Here is a 15,582-nt window from a genome sequence, read left to right as displayed (position 1 = left end):
ATGAACCTGTAAACAAAACACATCAAGAAAAAATCAATTTTTTTAAGAAAACATGTGAAACACTTCACATAAAGAGGAGGAAATTATAATGGCTGTAAATGAAAAGCAATTAAAAAAAGCTGATGACGCTGCTTCTATGGTTAATGATCTGGTAGTAAAAGGGCAAAAGGCACACAAGGAATTTATGCACTTTGACCAGAACCAGATTAATCACATTGTTAAAGAAATGGCTCTTGCCGGGCTGGACCAGCACATGCCTCTTGCCAAGATGGCTGTTGAGGAAACAAAAAGAGGTGTCTACGAGGACAAAATCATTAAAAACATTTTTGCAACAGAATATATTTATCATGCGATAAAATATGATAAAACAGTTGGAGTTATCCACGAGAATGAACATGAAGAAATGATAGAAATTGCTGAGCCTGTCGGTGTTGTTGCAGGAGTGACACCAGTCACGAATCCAACTTCAACTACGATGTTTAAGATTCTTATTTCTATAAAAACGAGAAATCCAATCATCTTTGCCTTTCATCCATCTGCACAGAAATGCAGTGCCAGAGCTGCTGAAGTCATGTACCAAGCGGCATTAAAGGCAGGAGCGCCTGAAGGCTGCATTCAATGGATTGAAAAACCTTCTATTGAAGGAACACAACAGTTAATGAACCACCCGGGAGTTGCTGTCGTGCTTGCAACTGGAGGCGCAGGGATGGTGAAATCAGCTTACAGCACAGGAAAACCTGCTTTGGGAGTAGGACCGGGTAACGTACCTTGTTATATAGAAAAAAGTGCAAATGTTAAACAGGCAGTTAATGACTTAATACTGTCTAAAACGTTTGATAACGGGATGATCTGCGCATCTGAACAAGCGGTTATTATAGACAAAGAAATTTATGAAGAAACAAAGATAGAATTACAGTCTAATAATTGCCACTTCCTGACTGAAGAGGAGCGTAAAAAAGTAGAGAAGCTTGTGATCAATGAAGACACATGCGCTGTTAACCCTCACATTGTCGGGAAACCAGCTGCGGAAATAGCAGCGATGGCAGGCGTAAAAGTTAATGAAAAAACTAAGATTCTTATTGCTGAACTGAAAACAGTAGGTCCTGAGTCTCCACTCTCCAGAGAAAAGCTCAGCCCGGTGCTTGCGTGCTTCAAAGTTAAAAACCGGGAAGAAGGCTTCAAACGAGCTGATGAAATGCTTCACTTTGGAGGCCTTGGGCACTCTGCGGTCATCCATTCCGGGGATGATGATGTGATCCGTGATTTCGGTCTTCAGATGAAAGCAGGGCGAATTATCTCAAATTCACCGTCTTCACAGGGAGCCATCGGGGATATTTATAACGGCTATATTCCTTCCCTGACACTCGGGTGCGGTTCTTACGGTCACAATTCAGTGTCTCAAAATGTAGGTACGATTAACCTCGTAAATATTAAAAAAATAGGAAAGAGAAAAAACAATATGCAATGGTTTAAAGTTCCGCCAAAAGTATTTTTTGAAAAGAATGCCACACAGTATTTAGAAAAAATGCCTAACATTTCCCGGGCTATGATCGTTACAGATGAGATCATGGTGAAAATGGGATATGTCGATAAAGTATTATATTACTTGAATAAACGCCAGGACCGCGTTCAATATGAAGTTTTCTCAGATGTAGAGCCGGATCCCTCAATTGAAACGGTTATGGCAGGGGCAGAAATGATGAAACAATTTGAACCGGATGTCATTATTACTTTAGGTGGCGGTTCGGCCATGGATGCCGCAAAAGGTATGTGGGTATTCTATGAGCACCCGGACCTTGAGTTCCACGGGCTGAAACAGAAGTTCCTTGATATTCGTAAACGTGTCTTTAAATATCCTAAACTTGGAAACAGAGCACAATTTGTAGCTATACCGACAACTTCAGGAACAGGCTCAGAAGTTACATCGTTCTCTGTCATTACAGATAAAGAAAATAATGTAAAGTATCCGCTGGCAGATTATGAGCTGACACCTGATGTGGCGATCATCGATCCGGTTTACGTGAAATCAGTGCCGCCTTCAGTTACTGCCGACACAGGGATGGATGTTCTCACTCACGCCATCGAATCTTATGTATCAGTGATGGCCAACGATTATACTGACGGACTTGCTATCAAAGCTATTCAGCTAGTATTTGAATACCTCCCTAAAGCTTATCGAAATGGAAATGACGAACTGGCCCGTGAAAAAATGCATAATGCCTCCACGATCGCAGGTATGGCGTTTGCAAATGCCTTCCTGGGAATCAATCACAGCCTTGCGCATAAATTAGGCGCTGAATTCCATATTGCACACGGACGTTCCAACACCATTTTAATGCCGCATGTCATCCGTTACAATGCTGAAAAACCAACAAAGTTCACGGCGTTCCCTAAGTATAACCACTTCCGGGCCGATGAGCGCTATGCAGAAATTGCGAGAATGCTTGGTTTACCAGCTAAAGATACAGCGCAAGGAGTAGAAAGTCTCGTCCAGGCGGTCATTAAGTTAGCTAAAGAGCTTAACATTCCTATGAGTATTGAAGCTTGCGGAGTGGACAAAAAAGACTTCGAACAAAAAGTAGACCTTCTTGCTGACCGTGCTTTTGAAGACCAGTGTACAACAGCAAACCCTAAACTGCCTTTAGTCTCAGAATTAGCTGAAATTTATCGTTTAGCCTATAAAGGTGTTTAAGTAAAATACGTTAAGCTTATAATGCTTAGTTTGAACCCAACAGTCAGCTGTTGGGTTCTTTTTATCCTGAGGAAAATCAAATCACACAAAAGGGATAAATTTACTGTATTTATGTTATGTAAACTAAAAAAGAAAAATTATTATTATTTAAATTGAACTGCGTCCCATGGTCAGTCACAGTGGGGCATCATGTTGCTCGAACTATTGCTTATTTTCAGGAAGATGGTGCACTTGTCCTTAACTGCAGACATATATATGTTAGAGTATAAAGAAGAATTTTAGCTTAATACACCAGGAGGCGCAAGATGAATACGAGTAAATCTTTTGTTTTTGTCTATGGCACGTTAAGACAGGGAGAAAGCAACCACTACTTATTAAAAGACTCACGCCGTGTTTACCAGCAGGCCAGAATAAGAGGATCTCTCTATGACACAGGAAAAGGATACCCGGCTTTTCTTCTTGAAGGACACGATTATGTATATGGTGAAATCTATGAAATTGGTAAAGAAACCTTAGCTGCATTAGATGTACTTGAGGGATATCGTCAAGGGAAAGAAATTAACCTTTACGACAGGGCAGAGATGGAAGTGGAGACAGAAGGGAGCCCTGTGAAAACCTGGGTTTATATATTAAATGATTCTCATAAAGAGACCCTTAAAGAGCGAGTGCCTTTTCAGGATTGGAAAGTTGACCGCTGGTATAAATCTTTTAATGAGGTGAAATATTTTGCTTACGGCTCCTGCATGGATACGGAAAGAATTATAAAAGCAGGGATGCTTGACCATTTTTCAAAAAATGTAGAGACCGGTAAAGTGATAAATTACAGTTTTGCTTATTCTATCCCCCGGCCAGATGGTGCCAGGGCAAATATTATAGAAACAACAGATGATGATTACGTAGAAGGAATAGTTTATACCCTTTCAAAGGAAGCCGTGGACTACCTTTTTAAAAGAGAAGGGGTTTATTCAAACAACTATCGGCCAACTTTTGTGGATGTTGACATAAACGGAAAAATACACGAAAATGTTCTCACGTTCACAGTAATTAATAAACAGCCTTGTTCAGCGCCGCCGGAACACTATGCGACAGAAATTATGCGGGGGGCAAAAGGAAGACTGTCTGACGACTATTACAGGAAGCTGGAGGAAAAGCTTGAATCAGTGGGCTTTCAGTTCAGCACAGATACACAGGAAAAGAAAGGTAAGGCCCTTTGAAAGAGACTAACCGGCAGCAGCGGAGAGTCGAAAGGTAAAAAAGAGAGACCGGCCCAAATACCCGCCTCCTCCCTCGTCATATATATTATCTAAGGGTGCCAGTGAATGGCGCCTTTTTGTTCTGCATATTCAATATCCACATAGAACCTGTGCTTTTTGTAAAAATGAATGAGTCTGTCCAGGTGCTCCCAGTCGCGTTCGGAAATATCTCCGGAAATGGTATGGATATTTTTGTCCTTCGTATATTCCTTTAAAAAATTCATACAGACTGAACCGAAGCCGCGGTTTTCCTCCCCGCGGATATCATCGATATGAACCTGGTGATCATTCTTATATTGTGCGTGTATGGAAAAGTCCCACTTACCGAGAAAGGGTGTTTCACAGTCGTGAGCCATGATTTTACAGATGTTCCCGTCATCTGCGGCATAAACGATTACCCATTTTTCTTCTTTAGTTTGGTCAATCCCTAATATATCCCACTTTTTAGCGATTTCTTTTATATTTTCCTGCATCCGGAAAATTTGAAATTCAAGCGTTTCATATTCTTCTATAAGGGTTTCTTTGTTTTTATCCTGCTTTGGATCTAAAGCGGCAGGTGCAAACATAACTCATTGCTCCTTTCAGCGTACTTTTCACTCACAATTCAGGTATTTTACTAGAGATAGAGGGAATATTCAAGGAACATTTTTTTCTATTAACCATTGCATCTTTTAAAAAATGACGTTATGCTGTTAGTACATTATATAGGTCGAAAATAACTTTTTTATCTATATATTGTGCTTAATTGAATATTTGAGGAATTCAGGTGCTTGCCGTGCAAGCTTAAAAGGGAATCCGGTTAAAAGCCGGAACTGTCCCCGCAACTGTAAGTGTGGACGAAATGAGATTGCCACTGTATAAGAAAGTTATCGGATGATGGCGCTTATACGGGAAGGCTCAAAGTAGGAGGAAGCACAAGTCAGGAGACCTGCCTGTTTTCTGTAGTTTCTGACCTTCGGGGGTTGAGTGTGAGAAACGGCAGGCTGCCAATATTTAGATCACTTGCGAGTGAAGAGGCAGTCGTCTTACGCCTCATTCTGCCGTTTTTCAGCCTTCCCTTTCCAAGGGAAGGCTTTTTTGTACTTTGAACATGTGCCTAAGTTAAAGGGTTAGAAGGTGACAAAAAGGCCATTGCATCCCTTTGGAACTTGGCGTTAAGCTATTTTATTTGATTAATAAAATTGAAAGGATGACAACAATGACCGCATTTACAAAGAAAGACAATTTATCAGTGTTAGCAGGAGAACTGGAAACAAGGTTTCCCCATTTAAACTGGGCCCCTTTTAAAAAGAGGCTTGAGGCTGTTAATGAAGTGAAAAACCCGATATCCTCCCTCATTTCTTCCGCTTTGGACCAATTAACAATTGAGGAGCCGGACTGGACGTTTGTGGCCGCGGAGCTTTATAGTGAAAAATTAAAAAAGCAGGTCGAAGACGCCCGTGAACTACCGGCTTACGAGCGATTCGGCCAATTAATTACCCTGTTAATCAGCCGCGGTCTCTACCGTCAGGACTTAATCGAAGCATACTCAGAAAGTGACTTGATAGAGATGGAGAAGTGGCTCGATGAATCCAGGGACAAACAGTTTACTTACATAGGGCTGAAAACTCTTGCTGACCGTTACCTTGCCAAAGCTTACGATGGAAAACTTCTCGAACTGCCTCAGGAACGATTTATGGTGATCAGCATGACGCTGATGCTGAATGAACAAAAAGAGGAACGGCTGAGTCTTGTTAAAGAAGCATACTGGGCATTGTCCAATTTATATATGACCGTGGCAACTCCTACGTTAGCCAATGCGGGAAAAACTCACGGGCAATTATCAAGCTGTTTTATTGATACGGTTGATGACAGCTTGCGTGGAATATTCGACAGTAATACTGACGCTGCTACGATTAGCAAAAATGGCGGGGGACTCGGCCTTTATTTAGGGAAAATACGGGCAAGGGGTTCGTCAATCAAGGGGTTTGAAGGCACATCATCCGGCGTTCTGCCATGGATGAAGCAGTTAAACAACACAGCGGTAAGTGTCGATCAGCTTGGACAAAGACAAGGAGCAGCCGCTGTTTACCTGGATGTCTGGCATAAAGATATTTTTTCTTTTTTAGATGCTAAATTAAATAATGGCGATGAAAGACAACGGACACATGATCTTTTTACTGGTGTCTGTCTGCCTGATCTGTTTATGGAAAAAGTGGAACTCAGAGAAGAGTGGCATTTGTTTGATCCTCACGAAATACGGCAAAAGAAAGGCTTTTCCCTTGAAGACTATTACGACGAAGAAAAAGGCAGAGGGAGCTTCCGTGAAAAATATGAAGCATGCGTCAACGATGAAACCCTTACATCGGTAAAAGTACCCGCAATCGACATTATGAAGAGAATTATGGTTTCACAACTTGAGACAGGAACACCATATATGTTCTACAGAGATACAGTAAACAGAATGAATCCAAATAAGCATAAAGGCATGATTTATTCTTCAAATTTATGTACAGAAATTATGCAGAATATGAGTCCGACCTTGGTTAAAGAAGAAAAGGTAAGTGACGGGGAAATTGTAATCAGAAAACATCCTGGTGATTTTGTTGTTTGTAATTTGAGCTCTGTCTCCCTGGCGAAAGCTGTAACGGACGACGTGCTGGAACGGTTAATTACTATCCAGGTTCGTATGCTTGATAATGTCATTGACCTTAATACAATAGAAGTCCCGCAAGCAAAAGCAACGAATGAAAAGTACCGCGCCATCGGTTTAGGAACGTTCGGCTGGCACCATTTACTCGCGTTAAAAAAAATCCGCTGGGAATCTGCTGAGGCAACCGCGTTTGCTGACCGTTTGTATGAGGATATTCATTTTTACACCTTAAAGGCAAGCATGAAATTAGCGAAAGAAAAAAGCGCATATAACGTCTTTAAAGGATCTGATTATGAAACAGGCATTTATTTCAAACAAAGAGGATACAACAGCAGCCGCTGGACAGCCCTCAAGGAAGACGTTAAGAAACACGGTCTCCGGAATGGTTATCTTATGGCTGTGGCCCCAAATTCCAGCACGTCATTAATAGCTGGTTCTACAGCCTCAATTGATCCAGTGTTTAAAAAAGAATACGCAGAAGAAAAGAAAAATTACAAAATACCGGTTACCGCCCCGGATATTAATAGTGAAACCACCTGGTACTACAAACCGGCACATACGATTGACCAGCACTGGAGCATTTCCCAGAACGGAGCCAGGCAGAAACATATTGACCAATCTGTTTCATTTAATTTATATGTCAATCATGCAATTAAAGCAAAAGAACTGTTAGACCTGCATATGAGCGCGTGGAAGAATGATTTAAAGACGACCTATTACGTCCGGTCCACCTCTGCTGATCTGGAGGACTGCGAAAGCTGCTCAAGCTAATGACTAACACAAAGGAGGAAATATAAATGGCCAAGTTAACAGAAAGAAAACTTTACGATGTATCAGCACCAAATGCGAGTACAGGAATTATTTCAGGCCGAAGCTCCAATGTTTTAAACTGGGATGACGTGAGATTTTCATGGGCATATCCTTTATATAAAAATATGCTCGGGAATTTTTGGACGCCCTTCGAAATTAATATGAGTTCAGATATAAAACAATTCTCTTCACTAACTGAAACGGAGGAAGACGCTTTTAAAAAAATAATTGGCCTGCTCGCTTTTTTAGACAGTATTCAGACAGACTATGCGATGCACGTGTCAAAATATCTAACCGATTCCAGCTTAAATGCCTTAATGACTGTATTAGCATTTCAGGAAGTGGTGCATAACCAAAGTTACTCTTATGTTTTATCAAGCCTTGTCAATAAAGATGAACAAGATGAGATATTTGAATACTGGAAGCACGATCCTGTTTTAAGGGAAAGAAATGACTTTATTGCCGAAGGTTATGAATCTTTTGTTAATAACCCGACTCCTCAGACACTTTTAGAATCTATTGTATACGATGTGATATTGGAAGGGCTGAATTTTTATTCAGGGTTCAGTTTCTTTTATTATCTTGCAAAGAACCAGAAAATGGTCTCTACTTCAACAATGATCAACTATATAAACAGGGATGAACAGCTCCATGTCTATTTGTTTGCCAATATTTTTAAGGAACTGCGTAAGGAGTGTCCGGAACTTCAGACTGAAGAAAATGATAAATTCGTGCAGGAAACCTTTGTAAAAGCAGCTGAACTGGAAATTAAGTGGGCAAATTATATTATAGGTGACAGAATTCCGGAAATTCCCATTACAGATTTGGAAGCGTACATTAAATTTATGGCAAATAAACGTGTGAATGAGCTTGGAGTAGAGAGGCCTTTCGAAGGCTACAGAACAAATCCTATGAAATGGATTAAGGTGTACGAAGATGTGAACCAGGGAAAAACAGACTTTTTTGAACAAAAGTCCAGACAGTATACGAAAGTGTCTGAGGAAAACGGATTCGATGACTTGTAGGCTGCAGAGGGGGACATTATTGATGTTCTTAAAAATGTCCTTATAAGGATCATCTGAGAGACATTGCTTTCCGTGGCAGTTCAAATCAGCGGATTCTTTATTTGAATAAAAAAACAGATTATAGAGCAGAAAGCAAAGCCGGACGGTAATAAAACCCCGGCTTTCTATTTGCACTAAGCGGTTCTTTTCAGCTTATATGAAATTATTTGTATAATGGATAGAGAAGACTTTTAAAGCTGATAAAGGAGCCGTGGAGCTAATGATAGAAGTGGATGTGGTGGAAGGGCGGGGAGATCCTTACGCTTACGGCCTAAAACAGGGTGAAGCGATGAAAAAAACCGCTCTGTTTAATAAACACACTAAAAGACGCAGGAAATCTATCAGGAAATATACAACGGATTTAACAGAAGCAAAATCATATATTAAGGCGTTTTCACCTTATCTCATTGATGAGATCGAAGGGTTAGCAGATGGGTTAGGATGGAGAACAGAAGATGTTTATCATGAATATGCCGGGTACCAGCAAAGCTGGAAAAAATCAGGCTGCAGCGCGATAATGAGCGGGGGGATTTACGCCCGGAATTACGATTATCATCCAAAAACCTATGATGGCCGTTTCTTACTCTGGCAGCCTGTAAAAGGTTATGCCCATATCGGCTTTGCCCAGCGAATGATCGGGAGAATGGACGGAATGAACGAAAAAGGCCTGGCGACAGGCTATCATTTTGTTAACCGGCTAAGGCCTGAAGATGGATTTATATGTACGTCTATTGCAAGGTTTATTCTTGACTCATGCGCCACTGTCAAGGAAGCGATCGCTCTGCTAAAAGAAGTTCCGCACAGGCACGCTTTTAATTATTCTTTAGCAGACAGACATGGGGACCGGGCACTCGTAGAAGGCTCATCGCTGGGAGTGACCGTTTTTGAGAGTGAGAAGGGGGCCTGTACTAACCATTTTCAGACTCCTTCCAGGCAAAACGAGAATCGGTATAAAATTTCCGAATCAAAAGAGCGTCTTCTTCGGCTGCAGGGTTTTATAAGCCAAACGCCTTCCAGAAGGGATATTTTCAGTTTTTTAAATGAATCGGTTTACGGTGTCGGGAAAAGCGACTATGGAAACTGGTCTGGAACGATTCACACGGCTCTGTATGATACTAAGCTTCTTGAGGTAACTGCAGGTGTCGGTCTGAACGCTCTCCCAGTAAGTATTTCTTTCTCAGACTGGCTGAAAGGAGAGCGGTTAAGGATTAAAAAAATCAGAGGAAAAGTAACCGGTGTTGATGGAATAAATCATTTAAAATAAGCGTGTTAAAGAAACAAGATTTCCATGAAAAATCCTAAAGGAGCGGCCTATGAACAAACCATTTCTTTTATTTCAGCCCTATCCACTGAAGAATATAATAATAAAGAACCGGATTTTTAAATCGGCGATGAGTGAAGCATTAGCCACAGAAGACAATTTGCCTTCTGACAAACTGATACGGCTCTACCGAACCTGGGCCAGGGGTGGAGCGGGAGTTCTTGTCACGGGTAACGTTATGGTTGACCGAAAAGCGTTAGGAGAACGGCGGAATGTCGTGCTTGAAAATGACCGGCATTTAACGCTTTTCAAAAAATGGGCAGAAGCAGGGACTGAAAATGGCACTCATTTATGGATGCAAATTAATCATCCAGGCAAACAAGTCTTTAAAGGAGTAGTTGACGAAGCCGTAGCCCCTTCCGCTGTTCCATTTGAACCCTCACTTCAAAAATTCTTTCCAAAATGCCGGGCACTAACAGGCGAAGAAATTACAGCGATAATAAAAAAGTTTGCCGAAACTGCCCGTTTAGCCCAAAATGCCGGCTTCTCAGGTGTTCAGATACACGCTGCTCACGGCTACTTAGTGAGCCAGTTTTTATCCAATAAACATAACCGGAGAACAGATGAGTGGGGAGGCTCCATCAAAAACCGTTTCAGATTTCTGCAGGAAATATATAAAGCTGTGCGCGCGGAAACTGGAGAAGGTTTTCCAGTCAGTGTTAAAATAAACAGCGCTGATTTCATTAAATCCGGTTTTTCGGAACACGAGTCGTTGTATGTTATAAAAGAGCTGGCAGACATGGGGACTGACCTCATTGAAATATCAGGCGGAACGTATGAAAAACCTGAAATGACCGGCAGGAATATAAAGCCGTCAACAGCCAAAAGGGAAGCTTACTTTATTGAGCACGCAGAACGGCTGAAAAAAGAGACAGATGTGCCGATCGCAGTAACAGGCGGTTTTAGAACTAAAGAGGGGATGGAGGAAGCATTATTTCGCGGAAAAACAGACTTTATCGGAATTGCACGCCCGATGGCTGTCTATCCGGCACTTCCTCAATTGCTTAAAGAAAATAAATTACAGAAGCTTACTTTAACTCAGAAAAAGACAGGAATTTCATTGTTGGATGACCATGCCATGCTTGAATTAACATGGTACAGCCAGCAACTGGCGAGAATTGGAAAAGGGAAAAGGCCAAAACCAGCCTTTTCGCCTCTGCTGTCTCTTTTTCTTACTGTTTTAAAAAACGGAAGTGAAGTATTCCAAAAAAGAAGAGTATAAAATTTGCGAGCAGTTTAAGACTTAATCGTTTGCTCAATCCCTTTAAGGAATAGAGTGCTGTATAAGACACGGTTATGGTCCTCTTTCTCTAAAAGGGTAACTTTACCGCCCGTGTTCTTCTCCCAGATGTCCTTAAATTTCAGTCCGTCAATGACTTCATCATTATTTCCAATAAAAACGTTAAACCGGCTGAGGCCCGGGTTTTTTAATATATCGGGCTTTGTTATAAATCGGGAGGTAATCAGCCGGTAGCTTAATGTATAAGGAACGGTGGCAGAATCAGGTTCGTATGGTATTTCCCTCATTGGAATCTTCACAACCGGCTTTTGGGAAAACAATTGGATATTAAACCGGTCCAGCATTCGCAGTATGACGGCACGTGTATAAAAGACTTCATAAAAGTCATCGCCTCCATTATCTCCTTTCTGCTCCCGGGAAACTTTCAGTGAAGGATGAAGAAAAGGCGAAACAAGAAAAAAGCTTCTAACCTTGTAATGAGGCTCTTCCAGAAAGTATCGCATCACATTTGCGGCCCCAATGGAATGGCCCATTAAATAAATATGCTTATACTCGTGTGCCAGTTCATTAATCATTTCTATTAAATCGGAATCATATTTATTTTTTTCAGGTATGTCGCCAATGCCTGTCTCAAAAGACGTATAGCCGCGCAATATGGGAAGGTGGACATCAACGTCCAGCTTTCCGCTGAGTTTTTCAGCAAACGTGAATAAATGCTCCATTTCAGATGTGAGACCGTGGATACATAACATCACGCTGTCAGTTTTCACCGTTGAAGGATATTCATAATAGGGGATGTTCACATTATCGGAAAATGTAAACAGCGATGTAACTCTTGACATGGATTGTAACTCCTTTAATTCGATTTAGGGCAATTATAACAACGGTTTTAAAAATTTACTAACTCACTGATTGGGACAAACAGGTTTAAAATGTGTCATTAACGTGAACTTATATAAGAGTAGAAGAAGAAAACCAATTATTTTTAAGGGAGTGAGACGATGTCTGAGAAAATTTTAACAACTAAAGCAACTGTGCAAGGTGGACGTGAAGGACATGTTAAGTCTGATAACGGAGTCATTGATCTTGATCTGTCCATGCCTAAAGGAAACGATCTTCCAGGTGATGCGACAAATCCGGAGCAGTTATTCGCAGCGGGTTATGCAGCTTGTTTCGACGGTGCGCTAAATTTAATGGCCTCTAAAGCAGGTAAAGAGATTGATTCAAATCTTACAGGGGAAGTGAGCCTACTGAAGGATTCTTCGGATGACGGGTTTAAACTTGCTGTAACGCTTCATGCAGAAGTTGGCGGAGTAAGCCAGGAAGAAGCTGAAGACCTCGTCCACAAAGCACATGAATTCTGCCCGTATTCAAAAGCTACAAGAGGAAATATAGATGTCGATTTAGTTGTCAAAACGAAATAGACGTTTTACAATAGTCCGGAAATGTAAATTTCCGGGCTTTTTTTGTGCGGCTAACGCCTGAATCCCAGTCCGTGAAAAATTTTAAAATGAGACGTATAATAGACATACGGTAAAGTATGAAAAGGAGGGGGCGCCTTGAAAAAATTTACTGCTCTACTGCTGGTGATCACTTTGTCTGGGGCCGCATTTATTTTTATTCCAGTCATATATGATTATTTCACCAGCAGATCTTACGGAAGTGAACCGTTTGAACTTGCGGAAGAAGATTTGAGGCATACGGCAACATTTGCAGGCGGCTGTTTCTGGTGTATGGAACCCCCTTTTGAGGAAATAGAAGGAGTCAACGATGTAGTAGCCGGTTATATGGGCGGTGATGAGCCTAATCCGTCTTATGAAGATGTCGCAAGCGGAGAAACAGGGCATGTGGAGACGGTTCAGGTCATTTACGATCCGGAAATCGTCTCGTACGAAGACCTTCTTCAGATCTACTGGCGGCAGATAGACCCGACTGATAATGAAGGACAATTTGTCGACAGAGGGGAGCAATACCGGCCTGTTATTTTTTACCATAATCAGGATCAGAAAAAACTGGCAGAAGAATCAAAAGTGGAGCTGAATCAGTCAGGGAGATTTGAAGATCCCGTAGTTACCGAAATAACTGAGGCGGATACTTTTTACAGGGCAGAAGATTATCACCAGAATTACTATAAAGAAAACCCTGTGAGATACGAGTTTTACCGGTCCAATTCCGGCAGAGATGAATTTTTAGATGAACATTGGCCGGAAGAAAGAGATTATGAGATGCCGGAACCGGAAGAAGAAAATCTTGCTTTTTGGCGGCAATATGAAAAACAAGATAAAGACAGTCTGAAAAATGGGCTGAGCGATATGGCATTTTATGTGACCCAGGAAGATGGAACAGAGCCTGCCTATGAAAACGAGTATTGGAATCATTATGAAGATGGCATATATGTTGATATTGTTTCAGGTGAACCTTTATTCAGTTCGACTCATCAGTTTGATTCAGAAACGGGATGGCCGAGCTTTACTCAGCCTATTCTTGAAGAAACTATTGTGGAAGAAAATGACTGGAAACTGATTGTAAGAAGAACTGAAATAAGAAGTAAATATGCGGATTCCCATTTAGGCCATGTTTTTAAAGACGGACCGGAGCCTACCGGGTTGAGGTATTGTATAAACTCAGCAGCTTTAGAGTTTATCCCTAAAGAAGAAATGGAGCAAAAAGGCTACGAAGAATTTTTATATTTATTTGAAGAAGAGTAATGCCAGACTGGTATAAAACACAGATAATAAAGGAATGGCCCTTCCGCGGAGCCATTCCTTTATATATTTAATGATTAATAAGATAATAATGTGCGAGTTTCACTCAAGGCAAATGCTTACTGTAAAGGATAAGGAGCGGGCCGTTAAATGTGAAATGAGATCATAGCGGTGTTAAAATAAATGTGGGAAACTCTTACAGGTTCTATTAAACAAAGGAGGCAGAATGAATGGAAAGCCAATATAAAAAAGCAACTTTTGCAGGCGGGTGTTTTTGGTGTATGGTTAAACCTTTTGATGAAATGCCAGGGATCATGCGGGTCGTATCAGGCTACACAGGAGGAAAGACACCTCAGCCTTCCTATGAACAAGTGAAAACAGGGGAAACAGGCCATTATGAAGCGGTAGAAATTACATATGACCCTGAAATATTTCCTTATGAAAAACTGATGGATCTTTACTGGCCTCAAATTGATCCTACCGATGACGGAGGCCAGTTTTTTGACCGCGGCAGCCAGTACAGAACAGCAGTTTTTTACCATGACAGTGAACAAAAATTAATAGCAGAAGAATCGCTCCGGAAGGTTGAAGAAAGCGGCAGGTTCAACAAGCCGCTTGTTACAAAGATTTTGCCTGCTGCGTCTTTTTATCCGGCAGAAGAGCATCATCAAAAGTTCTATAAAAAGAATCCGGCTAAATATCAGCAGGAACGTCAAGAATCGGGAAGAGAAAACTTTATTAAGCAATACTGGACTTAAACCCTCGCTCTGATGTTAAAGGAATGGCGTATGTACAGGAGCGGAAATATTAAACCAGCAGTCTGTGATAAAACAAATTAGAAGGATTGAGGAGTGAAAGCAGTGACAGGAACACCTTACGAATCATTCGGGACCATATCCACCGAAGAAGCAGGAATTCAAAAAGAGAAACTTATGGAAATGGAAAAGCAGTTCGCCGGAAAGGAAATTGAAACATGCCTCATCTACAAAGATAACGGACTAGCCTATACATATGAACAACATAAGGGGCTTCTGACGACTCCGCACAAAATTAATTCTGTGACAAAATCAGTCCTTTCTATATTAATAGGTAAAGCACTGGAGGAAAATTATCTGAGTTCGTTAGATCTTTCCATTGGCGACATCCTGTCTTCAAATGGAGAGACAGATGAAACGGTTTTGCAAATGAGTGTGGAACAGTTACTCACCATGACCTCAGGGTTTGACTTAAAATCGTGGAAAGAGATCAGCCAGTCTCCAGACTGGATCCATGCCATTATGTCAAAGCCTCCTGCATCCAGTCCAGGCAAGAAAATGACCTATAATAATTCAGATTCCCATTTGCTCAGCGCGGTTGTACAAAAGGTAACCGGGATGAAAACAAAGGAGTTTGCTGCCAGATATTTATTTGAGCCGCTTCAAATACAAGACTACGAGTGGGAAGATGACCCTGACGGCGTCTCTCTCGGAGGCTACGGTCTCTATTTAACGCCAGTGGATCTGCTGAAATATGCAGTGATGATCTTACAGAATGGTAAATGGGAAGGTAAAGAAGTAATTGGCGCCGACTGGATCAATCAAGCCCTTAAGAAGCATACCAAAACAGATAAATTTAAGCAGTATTATGGGTATCACTGGTGGGTAAGTGAAGGATCGAACGGAAAACACCCGGCATTATACTATGCGGCAGGACGGGGCGGTAAATTTATATTCATTGTTCCTGAGCAGAATCTGGCAGCTGTTTTTACGGCTGATTTAACAGTAAAAGAGAGCCTTCTTCCTTATCAATGGTTTGTCAGGTACATTACAGGGGAAATAACTTAACAGTCTGTATCACTACCGACATCATTTTATTTTCCTATGGAG

General features: G+C 41.3%; 12 protein-coding genes and 1 riboswitch. Of the genes, 10 read left to right on the top strand and 2 right to left on the bottom strand.

Going from position 1 to position 15,582, the window contains the following annotated elements:
* Positions 1-88 precede the first annotated feature (88 nt).
* Both adhE and BMW59_RS14700 read left to right on the top strand, forming a co-directional pair.
* Complete coding sequence (gene adhE, locus BMW59_RS14705; RefSeq protein ID WP_093053817.1) at positions 89-2,692, top strand: bifunctional acetaldehyde-CoA/alcohol dehydrogenase; 2,604 nt, start codon at positions 89-91, stop codon at positions 2,690-2,692.
* 305 nt (positions 2,693-2,997) lie between these two features.
* On the top strand, positions 2,998-3,906 hold the full coding sequence (locus tag BMW59_RS14700) for a gamma-glutamylcyclotransferase family protein (protein WP_093053813.1): 909 nt from the start codon (positions 2,998-3,000) through the stop codon (positions 3,904-3,906).
* Positions 3,907-3,995: 89 nt separating this feature from the next.
* Here the strand turns inward: BMW59_RS14700 and BMW59_RS14695 are convergent, their stop codons facing one another.
* Positions 3,996-4,511 (bottom strand): hypothetical protein, encoded by a 516-nt coding sequence (locus BMW59_RS14695; RefSeq protein ID WP_093053810.1) that lies wholly within the window; start codon positions 4,509-4,511, stop codon positions 3,996-3,998.
* Between the two features lie 181 nt (positions 4,512-4,692).
* Positions 4,693-4,895, top strand: a riboswitch (cobalamin riboswitch).
* 248 nt (positions 4,896-5,143) lie between these two features.
* Between BMW59_RS14695 and BMW59_RS14690 the strand changes: the two genes are divergently transcribed.
* The 4 genes from BMW59_RS14690 (at position 5,144) to BMW59_RS14675 (ending at position 10,994) form a co-directional block, all read left to right on the top strand.
* Entirely contained in the window at positions 5,144-7,348 is a 2,205-nt protein-coding gene (locus BMW59_RS14690; protein ID WP_245733128.1) for a ribonucleoside-diphosphate reductase subunit alpha, read from the top strand.
* A gap of 26 nt (positions 7,349-7,374) precedes the next feature.
* Positions 7,375-8,412, top strand: a complete 1,038-nt coding sequence (locus BMW59_RS14685) for a ribonucleotide-diphosphate reductase subunit beta (RefSeq protein WP_093053807.1) — start codon at positions 7,375-7,377, stop codon at positions 8,410-8,412.
* Between the two features lie 259 nt (positions 8,413-8,671).
* Positions 8,672-9,715: a C45 family autoproteolytic acyltransferase/hydrolase gene (locus BMW59_RS14680; RefSeq protein ID WP_093053804.1), complete on the top strand. Its 1,044-nt coding sequence runs from the start codon at positions 8,672-8,674 to the stop codon at positions 9,713-9,715.
* 127 nt (positions 9,716-9,842) lie between these two features.
* The gene (locus BMW59_RS14675) at positions 9,843-10,994 is read left to right on the top strand and encodes an NADH:flavin oxidoreductase/NADH oxidase family protein (protein ID WP_245733127.1); all 1,152 of its coding nucleotides are present in this window, start codon (positions 9,843-9,845) and stop codon (positions 10,992-10,994) included.
* A gap of 14 nt (positions 10,995-11,008) precedes the next feature.
* On the opposite strand, the gene BMW59_RS14670 is transcribed toward BMW59_RS14675, so the two are convergent.
* Entirely contained in the window at positions 11,009-11,854 is an 846-nt protein-coding gene (locus BMW59_RS14670) for an alpha/beta hydrolase (RefSeq protein WP_093053797.1), read from the bottom strand.
* 159 nt (positions 11,855-12,013) lie between these two features.
* Between BMW59_RS14670 and BMW59_RS14665 the strand changes: the two genes are divergently transcribed.
* The 4 genes from BMW59_RS14665 (at position 12,014) to BMW59_RS14650 (ending at position 15,540) form a co-directional block, all read left to right on the top strand.
* Positions 12,014-12,436 carry an organic hydroperoxide resistance protein gene (locus tag BMW59_RS14665; protein ID WP_093053794.1) on the top strand — a complete coding sequence of 141 codons (423 nt, stop codon included), beginning with the start codon at positions 12,014-12,016 and terminating at the stop codon, positions 12,434-12,436.
* Between the two features lie 267 nt (positions 12,437-12,703).
* Positions 12,704-13,720: a peptide-methionine (S)-S-oxide reductase MsrA gene (gene msrA, locus BMW59_RS14660; protein WP_281244277.1), complete on the top strand. Its 1,017-nt coding sequence runs from the start codon at positions 12,704-12,706 to the stop codon at positions 13,718-13,720.
* 227 nt (positions 13,721-13,947) lie between these two features.
* Complete coding sequence (msrA, locus tag BMW59_RS14655) at positions 13,948-14,475, top strand: peptide-methionine (S)-S-oxide reductase MsrA (RefSeq protein WP_093053788.1); 528 nt, start codon at positions 13,948-13,950, stop codon at positions 14,473-14,475.
* Positions 14,476-14,568: 93 nt separating this feature from the next.
* Complete coding sequence (locus BMW59_RS14650; protein WP_093053785.1) at positions 14,569-15,540, top strand: serine hydrolase domain-containing protein; 972 nt, start codon at positions 14,569-14,571, stop codon at positions 15,538-15,540.
* The last annotated feature ends 42 nt before the right edge of the window (positions 15,541-15,582 follow it).

Origin of the sequence: Salipaludibacillus aurantiacus (genome assembly GCF_900111295.1) — a bacterium.
GTDB classification, from domain to species: domain Bacteria; phylum Bacillota; class Bacilli; order Bacillales; family Salisediminibacteriaceae; genus Salipaludibacillus; species Salipaludibacillus aurantiacus.
The sequence above is the reverse complement of the archived record's forward strand: the minus strand, read 5'-3'. Positions and strand labels throughout refer to the sequence as shown.